Source organism: Glutamicibacter sp. NPDC087831 (assembly GCF_044742845.1).
GTDB lineage: Bacteria > Actinomycetota > Actinomycetes > Actinomycetales > Micrococcaceae > Glutamicibacter.
This window is the reverse complement of record NZ_JBIUVH010000001.1, coordinates 1,145,438-1,164,713: the sequence shown is the minus strand read 5'-3', so window position 1 is coordinate 1,164,713 and position 19,276 is coordinate 1,145,438. Positions and strand designations below refer to the sequence as shown.

The following is a 19,276-nucleotide window of genomic DNA, read 5'->3' as shown; positions in this document are numbered from 1 at the left end:
GCCAATTGATCCGGAAATTCCCCTTCTGGCCACATGTTTTGCAGAATCTTCCCGGTGGACCAGGTGCAACCTGTTGACAGCGTCCGCTGCCGCTCCTACTCTAGTTAAATCATACTTTATGACTTTGGCTACAGCATAAGTCATATATTAGGTTCACGTACGACGGAGTAAATGGATGAGTGAACAGGTCCCGCCCCTTGTTGTAATGGGTGTCTCGGGCAGCGGCAAGACCACCATCGGAAAGATGCTGGCTGATCGGCTGCATCATGAATTCATTGATGGCGACAACCTGCACCCCAAGGCCAACAAGGAAAAAATGGCCGGCGGACAGTCTCTGGATGACGCTGACCGTGAGCCGTGGCTGCAGCTGATCGGCGCCAAACTGGCCGAAAGCAATCGGCACCAAGCGCCGCTGGTTATTGCCTGTTCTGCACTCAAGCGAAGCTACCGGGATCTCATCCTCAGCTTGGAGCCAGCAACGATCTTCATCCACCTCACCGGTGTCCCGACGCTGATACGGGACCGGATGAACGCGCGTTCGCATGAGTACATGCCCACCAGCCTGCTTGACAGCCAGCTGGCCACGCTTGAGGCTCCCGATGCGGACGAGCCGGTGCTCAGCGCCGATATTGCCGATAGCCCCGAGGACATCGTTCGACAGCTGATCGCCAAACTGTCCTAGTGCAGTGCGCCGACAGCAATCCACAGACCACCTATGGCATAAGCCTCCCATTGATCAAGGATGACAATGACAACTGAGCTTGAACTGAACTGGACGTTAAGTACGCCCGGGCTCCTGACGCTAGCGGTCGCGGCGGTAGCGCTGCTGCTGGTGCTGATTATCCGCTTCCGCGTCCACGCGTTCCTCGCACTGGTGCTCACCAGCTTGCTGACCGCGGTCGCTTCCGGCATCCCGGCTGAATCGGTCATCACGACGCTGACCGGCGGCTTCGGATCCACCTTGGCCAGTGTGGCCCTGCTGGTCGGCCTTGGCGCAATGCTCGGACGCATGCTGGAAACCAGTGGCGGCGCCGATGTGATGACCAACTGGCTGATCTCCAAGTTCGGCGAGAAGCGCGCGCCGCTGGCACTGTCAGTTGCCTCGCTGCTCTTCGGCTTCCCGATCTTCTTCGATGCCGGGCTGGTAGTCATGCTGCCGATCATCTTCACCGTGGCCCGCCGCTTGGGCGGCTCGCTGCTGCTCTACGCCATCCCATCGGCCACCGCATTCTCGGTGATGCACGTCTTCGTTCCGCCGCACCCGGGCCCTGTGGCCGCATCCGGCCTGCTGGAAGCCAATGTCGGGCTCGTGCTGGTGCTCGGCCTGGTCGTCGCGATTCCAACCTGGTTCGTTGCCGGCCATCTCTTTGGAAAGTTCGTTGGCAAGAAGTTCAACATCCCGGTACCGAATATCCTGGATGCGGCACTGGGCAACGGTGCAACGAAGGACGAGTTCAAGTCCTCTCCTTCCGTGGGCACGGTGTTCAGCTTGCTGCTGCTCCCGCTGCTGCTGATCTTCATGAACACCGGACTGAATATGCTCGGTTCCGCCGGCATTGTGGAACCGGAAGCCTCCTGGGTGCGCTGGCTTCGCCTGCTGGGTGAAACTCCGGTGGCCCTGCTCATCACCGTGCTGCTGGGCATTTTCCTGCTGGGCTTCCGCAAGGGCAAGGACAAGACCCTTACCGAGACCATCGTGGACTCCGCGCTGGGCCCGGTCTGCTCGATCATCCTGATCACCGGCGCTGGTGGCATGTTCGGCGGAGTGCTGCGTGCCAGCGGCATCGGCAACGCCATTGCCACCTCGCTTGAATCGGTGGGCATGCCGCTGATCGTCGCCGGCTTCCTGATCGCGGCCATCGTCCGACTGGCCCAGGGCTCGGCAACAGTGGCGCTGACCACTGCGGCGGCCATCGTCCAGCCGGCGGTGCTGGCGGATGCCTCGCTGACCGCATTCCAGGTCGCCGCCATGGTGCTCGCGCTGGCAGCAGGCTCGGTCTTCGCCGGCCACGTCAACGACTCGGGCTTCTGGCTGATCTCGCGCTTCCTGGACATCGATGTGCCAACCACCTTGAAGGTCTGGACCGTTGGCCAGGCGCTGGTATCGGTGGTCGGCTTCGCCTGCGTCATGGTGCTCTACGGCCTGGCGACCGCGCTGGCCTAAAAAGGGGCAGCGAGCAGGACAAAAAATCCGCCGGGGCAGCGATGCAGTCGCTGTCCCGGCGGATTCGCTTTTAAGAAGGGAATGCCGGGTTACTGGGCGCTCTTGGCCGGGTCCACGAACAAGCGCGGCGCGCCGTCCCAGAGGCTGCAGATCTCGTTGTGCGTCCGGCGCATGATGCTTTCCATGTTCTTCCGCGCGCTGGCGGAGTCCGAATTGGAGATGGCATCGGCGACCGACTGGTGCCAGAGCAACGCTTCCTCGTGCGGGCGTTCAGGCATCAGGCCCAATTCGGTGCGGCCGCGCAAAATCGCTCCGATCGGGGTGGAGAGGTTCGCGAACATCTCATTGCCGGAGGCGGCCAGCACCACAGCGTGGAATCGGATATCCAGTTCCAGGAAACGTCGCAAATCGCCTTGGCGCCCGTAATGGTTCATCTGCGCCGAGAGCATCATCAGCTCCTTGCGCATCGCTTCGGGGGCGAACTCGGCCGCCAGTTCCGCGGCCATCGGCTCTACGGAAATGCGCAGCTCGGTCAGCGAGCGCAGCTGTGCGCCCTTCTGGTCGCTGGCCAGCCGCCAACGGATGACATGATCGTCGTAGGGGTTCCAGCGTTCGGCCCCCAGCACGCGGATGCCCACGCGCTTGGTGCTGGTGACTAGGCCGCATTGGGCCAGAACGCGGATGGCTTCACGGATCACCGAACGCGAGACCTGGAGCTTCTGCTCGAGGTCGGCGGCGAGGATAATGGAGCCGCGCGGAATTTGCCCGCTGATAATGCGAGAGCCGAGGTGCTCAACCACATGAGCGTGCAGACTAGTTGCCATGGGCTCAGTTTAGCCAATGACTTGCGCCAAATCGGACTATGGCGAGTCGATCGGCGAAATAAATATGCTTTAATTTACGCGATCCTCTGTAAAACACGGGCGTCGCCCTTGTAGGATGGAAAGGTCACGTGGCCGTGAACAGGGATCGTGACTCATCCGGTCTCTGCTTGGCGGTTCAACTCCCCGTAATCGATGGAGACTTATTTTTATGCCTGCACAGATTGGTGTCACAGGTCTGGCCGTCATGGGCGCAAACCTTGCCCGTAACTTCGCTCGCAACGGATACACCGTCGCCCTGCACAACCGCTCGGTCGGCAAGACCGACGCGCTGCTGGAAGCTCATGGCGATGAGGGCGATTTCATTCGCACCGAAAGCCTGGAAGAGCTGGTAGCAAACCTCGAAACCCCGCGCCGCGTGCTGATCATGGTCAAGGCCGGCGGTCCAGTGGACTCGGTCATCGACCAGCTGGTGCCGCTGCTCGAAGAGGGCGACGTGGTCATCGACGCCGGCAACTCGCACTACACCGACACCCGCCGCCGCGAAGCTGCCCTGGCTGAAAAGGGCCTGCACTTCGTGGGCATCGGCGTTTCCGGTGGCGAAGAGGGCGCACTGCTCGGCCCATCGATCATGCCCGGCGGTTCCGCTGAATCCTACAAGTCGCTGGGCCCGATGCTGGAAAAGATCTCCGCCAAGGCCGACGACGGCGCACCGTGCTGCGCTTGGATCTCCACCGACGGCGCCGGCCACTTCGTGAAGATGGTCCACAACGGCATCGAATATGCCGACATGCAGGTTATCGGCGAAGCCTACGATCTGATGCGCAGCGCCGCCGGCATCGAGCCAGCCAAGCAGTCGGAGATCTTCAACGAATGGAACCAGGGCGAACTGTCCAGCTTCCTGATCGAGATCACCGCTGAGGTGCTCGGCCACGTCGATGCTTCCACCGGCAAGCCGCTGGTCGACGTTATCCAGGACTCCGCAGGCCAGAAGGGCACCGGCCGTTGGACCGTGCAGTCCGGCCTGGATATGGGCTCGCCTGTTTCGGCCATCGCCGAATCGGTCTTCGCCCGCTCCCTTTCCTCGCAGCGTGATATCCGCGCCGTGGGCCAGAAGGTGCTGACCGGCGAAACTGCCGAGGTCACCTTGCCGGAGAACTTCGTCGAGGATGTGCGCCAGGCGCTGTTCGCTTCGAAGCTCGTCTCCTACGCGCAGGGCCTCGACATGCTCACTTCGGCTGCCGGCGAATACAACTGGGACCTGAAGCTCGACGAGATCGCTGGCCTGTGGCGTGAAGGCTGCATCATCCGTGCAGCCCTGCTCAAGGACATCACCGCTGCCTACTCGGCAGGCGAGAAGCCTTCGAACCTGCTGTTCGCTCCGGCATTCGCTGAAGCCATCAACAAGGCAGTTCCAGCATGGCGCCGCGTGGTTTCCGTTGCTGTCCAGCTGGGCATCCCTGCACCAGTGTTCTCCTCGTCGCTGGCTTACTACGATGGCCTGCGCCGCGACCGTCTGCCAGCAGCCCTGACCCAGGGCCTGCGCGACTACTTCGGTGCGCACACCTACCGTCGCACCGACAAGGAAGGCACCTTCCACACGCAGTGGAGCGGTGACCGTACCGAAATCGCTGCCGAGGACACCCACTAAGCGGAGCGATTTGACGCTAGCAGCTGCTGGCTGATCCGAAGCCCACCAGTTCAATTCGATTGAACTGGTGGGCTTCTGCCATTTGAGCCCTTCTGCGCGCTGTCCCGCTTCGCTGGAACTGGCAGCCGTGGGGCATGCTCAGCCGAATGCTGGGTGGGACAGAGGCAGGTCCCGGCCAGTGCCATGCGCTCATGGAGGAACTGATCCCAGAGGTGCGGAAAATCGGTGCGGCAGCCAAAGCCAGTTGGATTTTCTGTGGCAAGCGCGACGAATAAGGCCCCCTGCGTGCGAACTCATCTGCCAAGCATGCGCCGGTGATTGCAGAACGATCTGCCGCTGGCAGCAGTCGGCGGAGCCCCCGCGCATCGAGCCGGCAGCCCTCCGCGATGCATTCACTGAATGGATCCGTGGATCAGTGCCTGGCTAGAAGCAATCCGGACAACAGATGCCCCGGGGCTTGCGCCTTAATCCTGGAAAGGAGCCGGTACTAGTCTTCCAGCAAGTTCTCGGCGCATTGCAACAAGCGAACAGCTTCGCTGGGGGAGATGCGCACCAGTGCGAAGGCCGCTACCACCAGACCGGTAATGGTGTCGCTCAGCAGGGCATGGCGTTCGACTGAAAGATCCGGCCGAAGGGCATGCAAGCCACGGCCCATGGCTTCATCAAGTTCTTCCCGGTACGCGGCAATGATGGCGGCGATTTCGTTCTCTGCTGCAATCGGTGCGCTGGCGGTGTTGATCAGCAGGCACCCATGGGCTGCAGGCAGGGACTCCGGCTTCGCGAAAACGGCAGCAAGCCCACGCAGATAGTCTCCCAATGCCTGTGAAGGTACTGGGTCCTGGAGCAGCGGACGCAACCGCGGGCGGACAATTTCATTGAGGTAGCTGTCCACTGCGGCATCGAACAGGCCGCGCTTGGAGCCGAAGGAGTTGTAGATGCTTGAACGGCTCAGGCCGGTGGCATTTTCAAGTTCGGGAATGGACGTGGCCTCGAAGCCCTTGGACCAGAACACCGAGCGGGCGTTCTGGATAGCCGCTTCCTTGTCGAATGCAGATGTACGCGCCATCACACCCACCTCCTCTTTTCGTAACGACCATTCCAGTATATATTGAAATGGTCGTTACAGAATAGTTGCCTTCCCAACACCAAGGACAAGCCATGATCATCGCCGCGCAGATCTTCGCAACCGCCGCTGCCCTGCTCCACGTCTACATCTTCTCGATGGAGTCCATCACCTGGACCACTGGAAAAACCCGCGCCTTGTTCAAGACCAGCGAGGCTGAAGCAGAAGCAACGCGCGAAATGGCCTTCAATCAGGGGTTCTACAACCTCTTCCTGGCGGTTGCCGCACTTGCCGGGGTGATTGCCTTGGGCATGGGCCACTTGGCTGTGGGTGCCACGTTGGTCTTCGCCGGGGCCGGCTCCATGCTGGCCGCTGCGTTGGTGCTGGCACTGGGAAGCCCGGGCAAAGCCAAGCTGGCCGTCAAGCAAGGGATGTTCCCGCTGCTGTCAGTTGCGCTGCTGGTCCTCGGCCTGGCGCTGGGCAACTAGAACGACACCGAGAGTTTCCAATATCACCGAGAATTGAAAGAACTGGTAACCATGACTGAAGCAACCAGCACGCAGATCCTGCTCGCCTCCCGTCCGTCCGGTTGGCCAACGCAGGAGAACTTCACCGTCCAGACCGTTGAGCTGCCGGAGCTGAAGACCGGTGAAATCCGGGTGCGCAACGAGTTCATTTCCGTGGACCCGTACATGCGCGGACGCATGAATGACACCCGTTCCTACATCCCGCCATTCAAGATTGGCGAGCAGATCCTCGGCGGCGCCATTGGCCGTGTCATCGAGACCGCGGACGAAGCGTTCCCGGCAGGTACCCTGGTCCAGCATCAGCTGGGCTGGTCTGACACCGTGCAGGCCGACTCTGCCAATTTCAAGTCCGCACCTGATCTGCCCGGCGTTTCCTCGTCGCTGCGCCTGCACATCTTGGGAATGACCGGCTTGACCGCCTATGTAGGCCTGAGCGCAGTCGCCAATCTTGCCGAGGGCGAGACCGTCTTCGTCTCCGGCGCTGCAGGTGCCGTGGGCACGGCTGCCGGGCAGATCGCCAAGCTCATGGGTGCCAAGCGCGTCATCGGCTCGGCCGGCAGTACAGAGAAGGTTGAACTGCTGACCAGCAAGTACGGCTACGATGCCGCCTTCAACTACAAGGATGGCGATGTCCGCGGGCAGCTGGCCGCCGCAGCCCCGGAAGGCATCGATGTCTTCTTCGACAACGTGGGCGGAGACCACCTCGAAGCCGCCCTGGCAGCGTTCAACGATGGCGGTCGTGCTGCCCTGTGCGGCGCTATCGCCAGCTACAACACCACCGAGTCGACTCCGGGCCCGAAGAACATGGCCAACCTGATCACCCGCGGCCTGAAACTGCAGGGATTCACCCTCTCCAGCTACCTTGACCTCGCCCCCGAGTTCGGCGAGCGCATGGGCAAGTGGTTCTCCGAAGGCAAAATCGCCTACGACGAGACGATCGTGGATGGCATCGAGAATACCGTGGACGCCTTCCTTGGCATGATGCGCGGTGCGAACACCGGCAAGATGCTGGTGCGCATCTAGTTCTTCCAACCCGAGGATTGCTCCGGTCCGACCCCGATTCAGGGGCTAGGATCGGAGCATGAACGGTTATGGTGGTAGCTGGGGCGCGGGGCTGGGGATCCTGCTCTCGCTCGTCCCGCTTTCGACAGTACTCATCGCGGCCGTAGGCGTTGTTCTGGCCTTGCGGACACTGCGGCTGCGCTCGGAGCTGGATACCGCCGGGCAATGGTGGCTGCGTGTCCAATACGCCATCGACCGGTGCCTGTCCCAAGACATCACCGAGCGGAACGTCGGTACCTCGATGCTCGACCACCTGCAAGGCGTCGGCGAGCTGCCCGAAGGCTTGGAGGGGGCGCGGCGCAAATCCTGGCTTCGTGGCCATAGGGATAGCTGGGCGGTGCAGCCAGAGGATTTGGCCTTGATCCGTGATGTGCTCAAGGAGCTGGCCATGGACAAATCGCGCCAACTCAGCGCCACGGGAATCCGCGCGACCCCCGATCCTGGCCCCGAATACGGCACACTGATTCGCCAGGCTCAGCTGGTGCTGAAAATCGACGCGAAACTGGGTCGTGGGAGCGACCCGGACATCGTCGGGATTCTCTCCGCTTGCTAGCTACCGGATCATTCTTGCGTCGGTAATTTTCGGAGCAGCCGGGTCGTCCTCGCTCACGCCGTCGAAGGCGAATCCGTTGCGTTCGTAGAATCGGATGGCACGCGGATTCTGGGCCGCCACCCACAGCACGGCCGGCTCATCGCCAAGGACTGCATCCAGCAGCGCCTGCCCTGTTCCGTCGCCATGGAAGTCTTCCAGCACATACAGGTTGTACAGCTGGCGAGAGACGTTCTCCGGTATCCCGTCGGTATTCCCCATGGGTGATGCAGAGAACGCGAATCCGACAAGCTTCCCGTCCTCATTTTCCGCCACCGAAATCCTGAAGAGCGGATTCGGGTCCTCCAGAACCCTGTCCCACATGCGCAGCCGCTGCTCACTGTGGGCAGGGTCGAAGAAACCATCTGGCAGCAGCTGCGTGTAGGTTTCTTTCCAGCATTCGACATGCAGCCTGGCAAGCTCCTGCGCGTCGGCAGGCAGCGGTTTCCTGAGCTTCTGTGCCATTCCTATCCCTTGATGTAGTCGGACAGATGAACTGCGGTCAGCGTGCCCGAGGCGGCAAGGTCAGCCGGGGTCCCTTCGAAGACAATGCTTCCTCCCTCGTGCCCTGCCCCGGGACCCAAGTCAATGACCCAGTCGCAGTGGGCTACCACCGCCAGATGATGCTCGATGACCACGACGGTATTGCCTTCATCGACCATCTCATCGAGCAGGCGCAGCAGGTTCTGCACGTCAGCCATGTGCAATCCTGTGGTTGGCTCGTCCAGGATGTAGGTACCGGCGCCCTGGCCCAAATGGATAGCCAGCCTGATTCGCTGCCGTTCGCCGCCAGAAAGCGTGTTCAGCCGCTGTCCCAGTTTCAGGTATCCCAGACCCACCTGGTTCAGGCGTTCGAGCACGGCCTTCGCCTTGGGTACTTTGAGCTGCTCAAGCGCTTCTTCCATGCTCAAGTCCAGGACTTCGGCAATGTTCAACCCATCCAGGGTGTATTCCAGCACATCAGCGGTGAATCGCTTGCCGCCGCACTGCTCGCAAGGCAAGGCCACTCCGGCCATGGATGCCAAGTCCGTATAGGTGTATCCGACACCGCTGCACCCCGGGCATGCTCCGGCCGAATTGGCGCTGAACAGGGCAGGCTTCACGCCGTTGGCTTTAGCAAACGCCGCACGGATCGGATCCATGATCCCGGTATAGGTGGCCGGGTTCGAACGCCGGGAGCCTCGGATGGCGGTTTGGTCCACCACCGCCACGTCATCACGTTTGGCGATTGTCGAATGGATCAGCGTGGATTTGCCCGAACCGGCGACACCGGTGATTGCGCACATCACGCCGGTAGGGATATCCACGGAAACATTCTTCAGGTTGTGCAAGGAAGCGCCGCGCACTTGCATTGACCCCTGTGCCTCGCGCGGGTTCGCATTGAGCGCAGCACGCGTGGTGAAGTGCTTTCCGGTCAGCGTATCGCTGGACAGCAGGCCGTCCACTGGACCGCTGTAGCAAATGGTGCCGCCATGGGTACCAGCGCCCGGGCCCAAGTCGATCACGTGGTCTGCGATGCCGATGACCTCGGGTTTGTGCTCCACCACCAGCACGGTATTGCCCTTGTCCCGAAGGCCAGCCAGCAGCCCGTTCATCCGCTGGATGTCATGGGGATGCAAACCAACGGTGGGCTCGTCGAAGACATACGTGACATCACTGAGTGCTGATCCAAGATGCCGGATCATCTTCACGCGCTGGGCTTCGCCGCCCGAAAGGGTCCCCGCCGGACGGTCAAGGGACAGGTATCCCAACCCCAAATCCACCATGGATTTGAGCACTGCCTTCAAATTGGTGGTCAATGGCGCTGCATCCGGGATCTGGATCTTCTCGAGGATTTCGAGCAGTTCGGAAACCTGCAGTGCAGTCATGTCCGCGATTCCCAAGGAATTGATCTTCGAATCACGAGCGGCCTGGCCGAGCCGTGATCCGGCGCAGGCAGAGCACGGTGCGGTCGTGGAGATGCGTTCGATCCAGGCACGAATATGGGCTTGCTTGATCTCCCTGCCCGAATGGATGTAGTTGGACTTGATGCGCGTGACCAAACCGGAGTAGCTCATGTTGGCCCCATTGAGCTTGACCTTGCCTGCTTCTTCGTAGAGCAAGCGGTCAAGCATGGCACTGGGCATGACCCTGAGCTTCATGTCCAGATCTGCCTGCGTGCCGGCAGTCAGCGTCTGCCACAGCCATGAATCCGGGGCAAAGTTCGGCGCCTTGATGGCCCCCTCGTTCAGCGACTTGTCCCAATCCAGCAGCTCATCAAGGTCGATGCTCGCCTCGGTGCCGAAACCCTCGCAGACAGGGCACGCGCCCTGGCCGAGATTAAACGAGTACGCGCCAGCGCCGCCGGCGCTCGGAGTGGAATAACGCGAATACAGAACGCGCAAGAGCGAGTAGGCGTCGGTCGCCGTGCCCACGGTAGAACGCGAATTCGCGCCCATGCGTTCCTGGTCGACCACGATGGCCGTGGAGAGGTTTTCCAGCACTTCTACATCAGGCCGGGGCATCGAGGGCATGAAGCTCTGGATGAAGGTCGTATACGTTTCATTGATCAGGCGCTGGGACTCTGCAGCAATCGTGCCGAACACCAGGGAGGACTTGCCGGAACCGGAAACACCGGTAAACGCGGTAATGCGCCGTTTTGGAATATCGACGTCAACACCTCGCAAGTTGTTTTCCCGGGCTTGGCGTACTCGAATGGTGTCATGGCTATCGGCAGGGTGCTGGCTCATGCCCCAAGCCTACTGAGAAATGCTCCAACCGACACCTGCTGGAGGGCGGCGGACTTGCAAACGCTGCCGATTCCGGTGGAGTATCGAACCCACAAGGAATCAGCGACCCCCTGCGAGAGCGGAGAAATCCATGCCGGACGCACCTAGGAAACTACTCAAGCTCAGTTCGGTGGCGGCGCTGGCCGGGTGCCTTGCGCTCGCCGGTTGCGGCAGCACTGCAGGTGGCACCGCAAGCCAGGAGCCGTCAAGTCCTGAAGCCAGCCCAACGCAGTCCGCATCGCCAACGGCATCCTCTCCCGGGGATGCCGGGGAGTCGGAGCAATCTGGAACTGTCGGAGGCCAAGAGCTGGGCAAGCTCCCATCGAGCGCTACCGAGTATGCAGATGCCCTGGTCGTCGCTTGGGGCAATGGAAATGAAGCGCAGATGCAACAGCTGGCCACCGATCAGGTGGTCGCCTTGCTCACCGGGCATTCGGCGGCGGGCGGACCGAACTGGTCGCAAACGGGCAGCGATGCCGGAGCCGGTTCGGTCTTCGTGAGTTATGAAAATGCCGATGACGGATCCGTGCTCAACCTCCGCGTGCAAAGCCAGGTGGTGGGCCAGGGCCAAGAACAAGGCGTGGTCGAAGCGAACTTCGAATAATCAATGAATCCAAGGTGGGGCGGGACTGCTTAATGGGGCAGATCCGCCCTGCTGCCGTTTAATCGACGAATATTCAGCTCCCGAACCCCCTCCGCACCAGGGATCGAACCTGATTGAGCGTGTTGCGATTTACGGTAGAGAATATTCGGCAGAAAGGCGTATTCTCGTAACACTCAATCCATTCACAGGATTTCGGTGTAACAAAAATTACGTCTATCATGATTGAGGCGTGCGCCACGACACACTTGTGGCCCGTCCAACAGTGCGCTCCGAGCCCGAACCGTTTAAAGGACATTCATGAAGCTGCTGAAATCTATCCCACTGCTTGGCTGGGTGGTCGTCGCCATTCTGCTGGGTATTCTGCTTGGCCCGGTCATGCCGGTCTGGTTGGGAAGCGTATTCCTGACCTACAACTCGATCTTCTCCGGATTCCTTGGCTTCGTCGTGCCTTTGATCATCTTCGGTTTGGTGGCACCCGCTATCGCTGAGCTCGGCAAAGGCGCCGGCAAGTGGTTGGGCATCACCGCAGCCATCGCCTACGCCTCCACCCTGTGCGCGGGCCTGCTCGCATACTTCGTGAGCCGTTGGCTATTCACCAAGTCGCTTTCCGGCGGTGGCGTCGAGGAAGTTGGCGGAGGCGAAGGATCCGGCTTTGAGCCGTACTTCTCCCTGGTCGGCAGCGCAGGCGAATCGGCAACAGAGATCGTGCTGGAACCGCTGATGGGCGTCATGACCGCGCTGGTCCTGGCATTCATGCTGGGCTTGGGCCTGACCGCCTTCCGTTCCACCGTCCTCTTCCGCGGGGCAGTGGAGTTCCGCAACATCATCGAGATGGTTATCCGCCGTGTGGTTGTTCCCGCATTGCCGCTGTTCATCTTCGGCATCTTCCTGGATCTGTCCGCTGCCGGTGACGCCGTCACCGTAGTGCAGAAGTTCCTCTTCGTTGCCGTGGTCTCCTTCGTGCTCACCCTGGTTGTCCTGCTGGTGCAGTACTCCATCGCTGGCGCGATGAACAAGCGCAACCCGCTGGCCGCCCTGTGGGGCATGCGCAATGCCTACTTCACCGCATTGGGTACCTCCTCCTCGGCCGCAACCATTCCAGTGACCTTGGAATCTGCGAAGAAGAACGGTGTTTCCGATGCGGTCGCCGGTTTCGTCATCCCGCTGTGCGCCACCATCCACCTGTCGGGCTCGATGGTCAAGATCACCTGCTTCTCCATCGCCGTGCTCCTGCTGACCGGTGGCGACGTTTCCTTCGGCGCCTACTTCCCGTTCATCCTGATGCTCGGCGTCATGATGGTTGCAGCTCCCGGCGTGCCTGGTGGCGCTATTGCGGCCGCTGCTGGCCTGCTCGCCCAGATGCTGGGCTTCGGCGAGGTCGAAGTCGGCCTGATGTTCGCAGCCTACATTGCCCTGGATAGCTTCGGCACCGCAACCAACGTGACCGGTGACGGCGCGCTGGCCATGATCATGCACAAGCTGACCCGTGGCAAGCTCGGCGCCCAGCCCCAGGATCCTGAGGACGAGGTCGTAGAGCTGGCCGATGGCACCGAAGCTGCGGACCACAAGCTGGCCTAAACGGCTTCCATCACTCGCATAGGCATCGATGCCCGGTACCAGACTCGCAGTGGTACCGGGCATCGATGTTTTGCTTTGCCCGCAAGGATCGGGGCGAAAGCGAAAACCCGCCCAGCAGGCGGACCGTGGCCGGTCCGTGTGCTGGGCGGGTTTGCTTTGCCGCAGTGGCAGCAGCGGTAGTACTAGATCCACATGGCCGGGTCGATGTACTCGGCCGGGTCTACAGCAGGCTTGCGTTCTTCAGGCCTGCGCGGACGGTTCTGTGCGGGGATTCCGGTGACAATCGAGCCTTCCGGAGCATCCTTGACGACCACGGCGTTCGCACCGATGGCGGAATCGGCGCCGATGACGATCGGGCCGAGCACCTTGGCTCCGGCACCGATGACCACGCGGTCACCGATGGTCGGGTGGCGCTTGACCTTGGCCAGTGAACGGCCGCCGAGGGTCACCCCGTGGTACAGCATGACGTCATCGCCGATTTCGGCAGTCTCGCCAATGACGATGCCCATGCCGTGGTCGATGAAGAAGCGGCGCCCAATGGTGGCGCCGGGATGGATCTCGATCCCGGTCAGGGCGCGGTTCGCCTGGGATAGCAAACGCGCTGGCCACTTCAACGAGGGGTTCTGCCACATCTTGTGGGCCAACCGGTGCAGCCAGATCGCGTGCAGTCCGGAATACACGAAGAAGTTTTCCGGATCGCTTCGCGCTGCCGGATCGTGCTGGCGTGCGTTGGCCAAATCCTCACGCAGGCGGGAGAAAAAACTCATGAATACTACCTTAGGGGTTGCGGTTCGCTCGGGGACAATCCGCAGATGTCACACAGCAAATCGGCGCGAGCTGCACCGATACAGGTCTCTCTATAGACCCAACAGTGGCTCGCGCCGATTTATTCTGCTTCTGCAAATTTACTTAGCCGCGGATGTCGTCGAAGAGCAGGGTGGAGATGTAGCGTTCACCGAAGTCAGGGATGATCGCAACGATCTGCTTGCCGGCGTTTTCTTCACGCGCGGCGATCTGTACCGCACCCCAAACGGCTGCGCCAGCGGAGATGCCGCCGAGGATGCCTTCCTTGACGCCCAGCGCGCGAGCGGTCGATACCGAATCCTCGATGCTGGCATCCAGGACTTCGTCGTACAGCTCGGTGTCGAGCACCTCTGGGATGAAGTTCGCTCCCAGTCCCTGGATCTTGTGCGGGCCGGGCTTTCCGCCGTTGAGGATCGGGGAATCCTTGGGCTCAACGGCCACGATCTTCAGGTTTGGGTTCTTTTCCTTCAGGTAGCGGCCTGCACCGGTGATAGTGCCACCGGTACCGATGCCGGCAACCAGGACATCGATCTTGCCTTCGGTATCGGACCAAATCTCCGGACCGGTGGTCTCTGCGTGGACCTGCGGGTTCGCGGTGTTAGCGAACTGCTGCGCCCAGATAGCGTTCTCGGAAGTCGCAACAATCTCCTTGGCCTTTTCCACAGCCCCGCGCATGCCGTCGGCGCCCGGGGTCAGCACGATCTCGGCGCCGAAAGCGCGCAGCATCACACGGCGCTCGGTGGACATGGTTTCAGGCATGGTCAAGATGACCTTGTAGCCGCGGGCTGCACCGACCATCGCCAGTGCAATGCCGGTGTTGCCCGAAGTGCCCTCAACGATGGTGCCGCCTGGCTTCAATGCACCAGAGGCCTCGGCTGCATCAACGATGGCCACGCCGATGCGGTCCTTGACGGAGTTCGCCGGGTTGTAGAATTCCAGCTTCACAGCGATGTTCCCTGGCAGGCCCTCGCCGACGCGGTTCAGCTTCACCAGCGGGGTGTTGCCGACGACTTCGGTGACGTTGTTGTAGATCTTGCCCATCTTGTATGCAATCCTTACGTGACTCTATGCAGCCGCAGTTAGTTGCGGCGAAATAATTGCCGGAATCTGGCGTAACCGCCGGACACCTATGAGGTTCACAACTAACCCTAGTAGGCCAAAAGCGCGACTAGGCTTCGTTTAGCCATTGAGCGTAATATTTCCTGACTTTCGCGATCTTTGGGTCGATAATCACGCGGCAATAGCCGACTTCCTGGTTTTCGGAGTAATAATCCTGATGGATTTGCTCGGCAGGATAGAAATCTTTGGACTCTTCGAGCGTAGTGACGATCGGATTGGGGTATACGCGCGAGAACTTCTCGATGGCGTCCTGGAAGAGATCGCGCTGCTGGTCATCGAGCGGGAACATCGCCGAGCGGTACTGCGTGCCCACATCGTAGCCCTGGCGGTTCAGCGTCGTCGGGTCGTGCACGGTAAAGAACATGTCCAAGATGACTTCGGCCGGAACCACTTGCGGGTCAAAGATCACGGCGACACCTTCGGCATGGCCAGTGGTGCCGCTGCAGACTTCGCGGTAGGCCGGATCCTTGGTGTGGCCGCCGATATATCCGGAAATCACGGCGTGGACGCCACGGGTTCGCTGGTACACGGCATCCAAGCACCAGAAGCAACCGCCGGCTAGTACGAAGGTGCTCAACTTGGTGTCCTGGACTTCCAGGAACGGGCTGAATTGATGAGGGGACTGAAGGCTGGGAATACTCACACAGTTCACAACGTTGCGGCGTTGCATTCTGTTCCATCCCCATACCCACCGCGTAGGGTGGTGGGTATGCAGAGCAAGGCAGATAACTCGCAAGACCTGGGGAAGAGCAGCGATTCCCTGGATGCCTCGACGCTCAAGCCCGTTACCGGAGAAACGCCTGAGCAACCGGTGGAAGACACCTCGGTTCCGCAGACCACCTTGGGTAACGTCCTTGAAGCAGCTGAGGAACTTTGGCCAAAATCATTGGCCGAAGATTGGGATGCCGTTGGCTTGGTGACCGGACGTACCAGCCAGCAGATTTCCAAGATCGTGATGGCTGTTGATCCAACGCTGGAGGTGATCGAGGATGCAATCGAGCGTGGGACCGATCTGCTGATCACTCACCACCCATTGCTCCTGCGCGGAGTCACCCAGGTTGCCGCCACCAATTTCAAGGGCGAAGCCATTCACCGCCTGATCGAATCCGGAACCGCATTGCTTACGGCGCACACCAATGCCGACAGCGCCATCGGGGGAGTCAACGACGCCCTCGCCGATGCCTTCGGGCTGAAGGACTGCGTGCCGTTGATCGAGTCCAAGGATGGACTGCCAGAAGAAGGCTTGGGGCGGGTGGGCTTCTTGGAGAAGCCGATGAAGCTCGAGGATTTCGCTGAACGCGTTTACACCGTGCTCCCAGCGGTGGCTGGCGGTGTTCGTGTCGCCGGAGACCGTACAGGCATCATCCGGAAGGTCGCCCTTTGCGGCGGTGCCGGCGATTCCCTGTTTGACGCGGTGCGCTCGCACCAGGCCGATGTCTACGTGACTGCTGATCTGCGTCACCACCCGGCAAGCGAAGCACGCGAAGCTGCCAACGGCGGGTTCCCTTACCTGATCGATGTCTCCCACTTCGCTTCGGAATGGGTCTGGCTGTCGGCTGGTGCCCGCGCCCTGGGCAATGTGCTCAACGATCTTGGCCACACCGTGGAGATCGAGGTTTCCCAAGTGAATTCCGATCCATGGGACTTCGTGCTGACTCCGTAGTCAGTGAGTTCCATGCTGCATCATCTGGAAATATGGGTTGAGGATTTGGCAGCCAGTACAGCTTCCCTGGGCTGGCTGCTCACTCGCCTTGGCTATGTGGTGGATTCCCAATGGGCTGATGGCATCAGCTATGCCCGCGATGGATTCTATATAGTCCTGGAATTCGGACCGGATGCCAAAAGGCAGCGGCATGACCGCCTGGCTCCCGGGCTGAACCATTTGGCTTTCCATGCTGGAACCAGGCAGGCGGTGGAAACGTTGGCTGCCCAGGCGCTGGATCACGGGTTCACCCTGATGTTCCCGGAGCTGCACCCGTACGCCGGGGGACCAAAGCACTACGCGGCGTATTTGGAAGATGCTGCCGGTTTCGAGATTGAGCTAGTAGCGGCCCTGACACAAGCTGAAGTGTGAACCAGCAACCGGTGCGATCCAGGAAATACCCAATCCCGGATCGCACCGGTTGCTTTCTTCAGGGTGCTGGCAGCAGCCGGATAGATCTGCCGCGGCCTCCTCGCGCACTTTTACGAGGTCCTAGCGCTCCGCCAGCTTCACCTCGGCCAGCGAATACTCGGCTTCAACTTCTCTGTGCCCGTTGCTGGCAGTTGCAAGCAACGAACCCTTGGTCAGTTTTCCTTCCGAGATTTCCAGGCTGGTTAGCAATCTGCTGATGGTTGCAGTCCTTGACTGCCCGGCCGCCAATTCGATGACGCTGAACCCCGGTCCTTCTAGATCGGTCAATCGCACGTTGCCTGTGTTGGTGACAGTCACCTCGAAGTTGACCCAAGCGCCGGCCCTCGAAGAGGAGTTCCCCGTACGGTCCGCTACTGCCGGCTCGGATACTTCAACGCTGAAGGCCGGTTGGCGATCCAGCAGATCTACTTCCTCGCCGGTAACGGTGTATTCATCCACAACGCTGGTGTATTCGCCGATGCGGCCTGAAGTCCAGCGGGTCTGAGGAACGAAATAACCGTCCGCTAGTTCCTGATCCGTCACCTCGTGGCGCGGGGTTGCGCAGGTGTAGGCCTTGTCAGCACCGAGGTTTGAGTAGCGGCAATTCCCTGCTGGACTGGATTCGCCTACCGGCTTGGCGGCAAACGGTGAGAAATTGCCTTCTGCGGGAACTACCCATTGATTGATATTGCCGATGTTGCTCACGCGGAAACTGTATGGCACCTTTTCACCCACCGCGTAGGGATCTGCTGCCAGGTCGCGGCTCGCATCGCCGCGCTGGCCGACTACCTCGATGCCGGTGACTTCTTGGCCGGCCACCTGAGCTGCGATGGTGGCCTGCGAAGTGCTTCCGGACGCACTCGTGAACTGCAGCTGCAATGATTGGGCGCCGAGAGCTGTCGCCGCAATGGTTATGGGCACGTTAACGGTGGTGCTCTGGCCCGGTGCAAGATCGGTGACCTGGGTAGCTGCCGCATTGAACAGGTTCGATGCACCGACGTCTATGGTTCCCGAAATGGTTTGGGCTTCCTGGTTGGTGATGGTGACCGGCACATCCACGGTCGTTCCAGCATCGGCTTTGAATGTGCTGGCTTGCATTGGGGCGCAAACGTAATTCAGCCACTCTTCATCAAAGGATGCGAATTGCATGCTGTCGGTATAGCCGGCCTCGTAGAACACACCGAACTTGCCCCCATCGAGCGCACCTGCCACCGAATAGGCAGACAACCCTCGGCGGATCGTGCGAAGCCCCGGCCAGGTCTTGCCGTCATCGCAGGAGATCCTCGCCGAGACGTTGGAGCGGGAGGCCTGCGAGTTGGCTCCGGTGTATAGCAGCTTCTTGGCCTGGCTGCTGTTGATTTCGGCATCGGGGAACATCTGCGTGATGTGGGCATTATTGGTGGGGTCAGGCAGGTTCCTGTCCTGAGTGACCGATGAATAGCTGTGGCCGCCATCGGACGAAATTGCGACCTTGCGGTAGCCGCCGCCGCTGTTATCGCGGGAGTTGAGCAGCAAGCGGCCATCAGAAAGCTCAACGACCTTGTTCTCGTCCATGGCTTTCCCGGTGAATTCGCCACGCTGCCAGGTAGCCCCGTGGTCATCCGAGTACACTGAATAGGCTTGGATAGCCCGCGATCCATCGGCTTGCATGACATCACCGGCATATTGCTGTACCAAGCGGCCGGCGTATTCACCGCGAGTGAGCTGGATTCCTTGGCCAGAGGTGGCAAAGGTGGTGCGGACCGCTCCGGGTACTGCGTGGTCGCCGGGCTTGACCACATCGGTGATCAACCGTGGCTTGCTCCAGGTAGCACCGTCATCAGTGGACTCGACCACCGCGGCGCTGATGACCTGGCGGTTCCCGTCATCGTGACCCCAGGTGCTGCCATGGAAACCTTGATCCTTTGAATAGACGAAGAAGGCGAATACCTTCCCCACCTCTTCATCCACCACGTAGCTTGGGTCGGAATAGCCGTATTTTCCTTCGTCAGCGGAGCCGGGGAAGCCGGCGGCGATGGTGGTCATCGCGCCCCATGTGGCACCGTTGTCGGTGCTCTTGCGTTGCACGATGCTGTTTGGATTCGGAGCGTCGGCGGCGCTGCCGGGGCGGGCATCCCAGGCAGCGATGATAACGCCATTGCCCAGATGGGCCATCGCCGGAATGCGGTAGAAGAAGTTCTGGGCAGTGCGGTCGGAACCCAGATTGATCTCGGAGAAGTTTCCGGGAGGTGCACCGGGATCAGCTTCGTCCAACGTGCTTGCCGCCAGCGCCCCGTGGGCGCTGATGACCGGGATGGCTAGGGAGATGGCGATGGCAGCCGCCAGGGTTTTTCCATGATGAAGCCTAGAGCGAATTCGCATGGGCCAGTTCCTCGCAGGTGAGTGGGATCCTGTAATCAGGAAGGACGTATGA

18 protein-coding genes are annotated in these 19,276 nt (G+C 60.7%); 10 read left to right on the top strand and 8 right to left on the bottom strand.

Annotated features, from left to right (window positions below; translation table 11 throughout):
* Positions 1 to 175 precede the first annotated feature (175 nt).
* Entirely contained in the window at positions 176 to 682 is a 507-nt protein-coding gene (locus ACIOJF_RS05700; protein ID WP_105657762.1) for a gluconokinase, read from the top strand.
* Between the two features lie 66 nt (positions 683 to 748).
* Positions 749 to 2,164: a GntP family permease gene (locus ACIOJF_RS05695; RefSeq protein ID WP_105657763.1), complete on the top strand. Its 1,416-nt coding sequence runs from the start codon at positions 749 to 751 to the stop codon at positions 2,162 to 2,164.
* An 89-nt stretch (positions 2,165 to 2,253) separates the two neighbouring features.
* Here ACIOJF_RS05695 and ACIOJF_RS05690 read toward each other — a convergent pair whose 3' ends face one another.
* A complete protein-coding gene (locus ACIOJF_RS05690; protein WP_105657764.1) occupies positions 2,254 to 2,988 on the bottom strand; it encodes a FadR/GntR family transcriptional regulator in 735 nt (244 codons plus the stop codon).
* Between the two features lie 208 nt (positions 2,989 to 3,196).
* Here ACIOJF_RS05690 and gndA point away from each other — a divergent pair, with 208 nt between their 5' ends.
* Positions 3,197 to 4,636, top strand: a complete 1,440-nt coding sequence (gndA, locus tag ACIOJF_RS05685; RefSeq protein ID WP_105657765.1) for an NADP-dependent phosphogluconate dehydrogenase — start codon at positions 3,197 to 3,199, stop codon at positions 4,634 to 4,636.
* A gap of 487 nt (positions 4,637 to 5,123) precedes the next feature.
* Here the strand turns inward: gndA and ACIOJF_RS05680 are convergent, their stop codons facing one another.
* Complete coding sequence (locus ACIOJF_RS05680) at positions 5,124 to 5,702, bottom strand: TetR/AcrR family transcriptional regulator (RefSeq protein WP_402472986.1); 579 nt, start codon at positions 5,700 to 5,702, stop codon at positions 5,124 to 5,126.
* A gap of 92 nt (positions 5,703 to 5,794) precedes the next feature.
* On the opposite strand from ACIOJF_RS05680, the gene ACIOJF_RS05675 reads away from it, so the two are divergent.
* Genes ACIOJF_RS05675 through ACIOJF_RS05665 form a run of 3 tightly spaced genes read left to right on the top strand, consistent with a single transcriptional unit; the run spans position 5,795 to position 7,841 of the window.
* The gene (locus ACIOJF_RS05675) at positions 5,795 to 6,187 is read left to right on the top strand and encodes a DUF1304 domain-containing protein (RefSeq protein ID WP_402472989.1); all 393 of its coding nucleotides are present in this window, start codon (positions 5,795 to 5,797) and stop codon (positions 6,185 to 6,187) included.
* 51 nt (positions 6,188 to 6,238) lie between these two features.
* Positions 6,239 to 7,249 carry an NADP-dependent oxidoreductase gene (locus ACIOJF_RS05670; RefSeq protein WP_332731585.1) on the top strand — a complete coding sequence of 337 codons (1,011 nt, stop codon included), beginning with the start codon at positions 6,239 to 6,241 and terminating at the stop codon, positions 7,247 to 7,249.
* Between the two features lie 58 nt (positions 7,250 to 7,307).
* Positions 7,308 to 7,841, top strand: a complete 534-nt coding sequence (locus ACIOJF_RS05665; protein WP_402734871.1) for a hypothetical protein — start codon at positions 7,308 to 7,310, stop codon at positions 7,839 to 7,841.
* On the opposite strand, the gene ACIOJF_RS05660 is transcribed toward ACIOJF_RS05665, so the two are convergent.
* Positions 7,842 to 8,342 carry a GNAT family N-acetyltransferase gene (locus tag ACIOJF_RS05660; protein ID WP_402734870.1) on the bottom strand — a complete coding sequence of 167 codons (501 nt, stop codon included), beginning with the start codon at positions 8,340 to 8,342 and terminating at the stop codon, positions 7,842 to 7,844.
* A 2-nt stretch (positions 8,343 to 8,344) separates the two neighbouring features.
* Positions 8,345 to 10,606 carry an ATP-binding cassette domain-containing protein gene (locus tag ACIOJF_RS05655; protein ID WP_402734869.1) on the bottom strand — a complete coding sequence of 754 codons (2,262 nt, stop codon included), beginning with the start codon at positions 10,604 to 10,606 and terminating at the stop codon, positions 8,345 to 8,347.
* Between the two features lie 130 nt (positions 10,607 to 10,736).
* Here ACIOJF_RS05655 and ACIOJF_RS05650 point away from each other — a divergent pair, with 130 nt between their 5' ends.
* Both ACIOJF_RS05650 and ACIOJF_RS05645 read left to right on the top strand, forming a co-directional pair.
* Entirely contained in the window at positions 10,737 to 11,249 is a 513-nt protein-coding gene (locus ACIOJF_RS05650; RefSeq protein ID WP_146112885.1) for a hypothetical protein, read from the top strand.
* Positions 11,250 to 11,546: 297 nt separating this feature from the next.
* Positions 11,547 to 12,827, top strand: a complete 1,281-nt coding sequence (locus ACIOJF_RS05645; RefSeq protein WP_105661226.1) for a dicarboxylate/amino acid:cation symporter — start codon at positions 11,547 to 11,549, stop codon at positions 12,825 to 12,827.
* A 182-nt stretch (positions 12,828 to 13,009) separates the two neighbouring features.
* On the opposite strand, the gene epsC is transcribed toward ACIOJF_RS05645, so the two are convergent.
* The 3 genes from epsC to msrA form a co-directional block, all read right to left on the bottom strand.
* Positions 13,010 to 13,594 carry a serine O-acetyltransferase EpsC gene (gene epsC, locus ACIOJF_RS05640; protein WP_105657773.1) on the bottom strand — a complete coding sequence of 195 codons (585 nt, stop codon included), beginning with the start codon at positions 13,592 to 13,594 and terminating at the stop codon, positions 13,010 to 13,012.
* A gap of 142 nt (positions 13,595 to 13,736) precedes the next feature.
* Positions 13,737 to 14,672, bottom strand: coding sequence for a cysteine synthase A (gene cysK, locus ACIOJF_RS05635; RefSeq protein ID WP_105661227.1), 936 nt, complete (start codon positions 14,670 to 14,672; stop codon positions 13,737 to 13,739).
* 127 nt (positions 14,673 to 14,799) lie between these two features.
* Complete coding sequence (msrA, locus tag ACIOJF_RS05630; RefSeq protein ID WP_105657859.1) at positions 14,800 to 15,327, bottom strand: peptide-methionine (S)-S-oxide reductase MsrA; 528 nt, start codon at positions 15,325 to 15,327, stop codon at positions 14,800 to 14,802.
* A gap of 132 nt (positions 15,328 to 15,459) precedes the next feature.
* Here msrA and ACIOJF_RS05625 point away from each other — a divergent pair, with 132 nt between their 5' ends.
* Both ACIOJF_RS05625 and ACIOJF_RS05620 read left to right on the top strand, forming a co-directional pair.
* Positions 15,460 to 16,413, top strand: coding sequence for a Nif3-like dinuclear metal center hexameric protein (locus ACIOJF_RS05625; protein ID WP_402741327.1), 954 nt, complete (start codon positions 15,460 to 15,462; stop codon positions 16,411 to 16,413).
* Between the two features lie 12 nt (positions 16,414 to 16,425).
* Complete coding sequence (locus tag ACIOJF_RS05620) at positions 16,426 to 16,824, top strand: VOC family protein (RefSeq protein WP_402734867.1); 399 nt, start codon at positions 16,426 to 16,428, stop codon at positions 16,822 to 16,824.
* A gap of 120 nt (positions 16,825 to 16,944) precedes the next feature.
* Here the strand turns inward: ACIOJF_RS05620 and ACIOJF_RS05615 are convergent, their stop codons facing one another.
* Positions 16,945 to 19,224 (bottom strand): exo-alpha-sialidase, encoded by a 2,280-nt coding sequence (locus ACIOJF_RS05615; RefSeq protein ID WP_402734866.1) that lies wholly within the window; start codon positions 19,222 to 19,224, stop codon positions 16,945 to 16,947.
* Positions 19,225 to 19,276 lie beyond the last annotated feature (52 nt).

What these genes read in the sequence shown, in the direction of transcription:
- gndA (WP_105657765.1), top strand. Translation starts at nt 3,197, where the DNA reads ATGCCTGCACAGATTGGTGTCACAGGTCTGGCCGTCATGGGCGCAAAC.
- cysK (WP_105661227.1), bottom strand. Translation starts at nt 14,672, where the DNA reads ATGGGCAAGATCTACAACAACGTCACCGAAGTCGTCGGCAACACCCCG.
- ACIOJF_RS05690 (WP_105657764.1), bottom strand. Translation starts at nt 2,988, where the DNA reads ATGGCAACTAGTCTGCACGCTCATGTGGTTGAGCACCTCGGCTCTCGC.
- ACIOJF_RS05675 (WP_402472989.1), top strand. Translation starts at nt 5,795, where the DNA reads ATGATCATCGCCGCGCAGATCTTCGCAACCGCCGCTGCCCTGCTCCAC.
- ACIOJF_RS05670 (WP_332731585.1), top strand. Translation starts at nt 6,239, where the DNA reads ATGACTGAAGCAACCAGCACGCAGATCCTGCTCGCCTCCCGTCCGTCC.
- ACIOJF_RS05650 (WP_146112885.1), top strand. Translation starts at nt 10,737, where the DNA reads ATGCCGGACGCACCTAGGAAACTACTCAAGCTCAGTTCGGTGGCGGCG.
- ACIOJF_RS05680 (WP_402472986.1), bottom strand. Translation starts at nt 5,702, where the DNA reads ATGGCGCGTACATCTGCATTCGACAAGGAAGCGGCTATCCAGAACGCC.
- epsC (WP_105657773.1), bottom strand. Translation starts at nt 13,594, where the DNA reads ATGAGTTTTTTCTCCCGCCTGCGTGAGGATTTGGCCAACGCACGCCAG.
- ACIOJF_RS05660 (WP_402734870.1), bottom strand. Translation starts at nt 8,342, where the DNA reads ATGGCACAGAAGCTCAGGAAACCGCTGCCTGCCGACGCGCAGGAGCTT.
- ACIOJF_RS05615 (WP_402734866.1), bottom strand. Translation starts at nt 19,224, where the DNA reads ATGCGAATTCGCTCTAGGCTTCATCATGGAAAAACCCTGGCGGCTGCC.
- ACIOJF_RS05695 (WP_105657763.1), top strand. Translation starts at nt 749, where the DNA reads ATGACAACTGAGCTTGAACTGAACTGGACGTTAAGTACGCCCGGGCTC.
- ACIOJF_RS05625 (WP_402741327.1), top strand. Translation starts at nt 15,460, where the DNA reads ATGCAGAGCAAGGCAGATAACTCGCAAGACCTGGGGAAGAGCAGCGAT.
- ACIOJF_RS05620 (WP_402734867.1), top strand. Translation starts at nt 16,426, where the DNA reads ATGCTGCATCATCTGGAAATATGGGTTGAGGATTTGGCAGCCAGTACA.
- ACIOJF_RS05655 (WP_402734869.1), bottom strand. Translation starts at nt 10,606, where the DNA reads ATGAGCCAGCACCCTGCCGATAGCCATGACACCATTCGAGTACGCCAA.
- ACIOJF_RS05700 (WP_105657762.1), top strand. Translation starts at nt 176, where the DNA reads ATGAGTGAACAGGTCCCGCCCCTTGTTGTAATGGGTGTCTCGGGCAGC.
- ACIOJF_RS05645 (WP_105661226.1), top strand. Translation starts at nt 11,547, where the DNA reads ATGAAGCTGCTGAAATCTATCCCACTGCTTGGCTGGGTGGTCGTCGCC.
- ACIOJF_RS05665 (WP_402734871.1), top strand. Translation starts at nt 7,308, where the DNA reads ATGAACGGTTATGGTGGTAGCTGGGGCGCGGGGCTGGGGATCCTGCTC.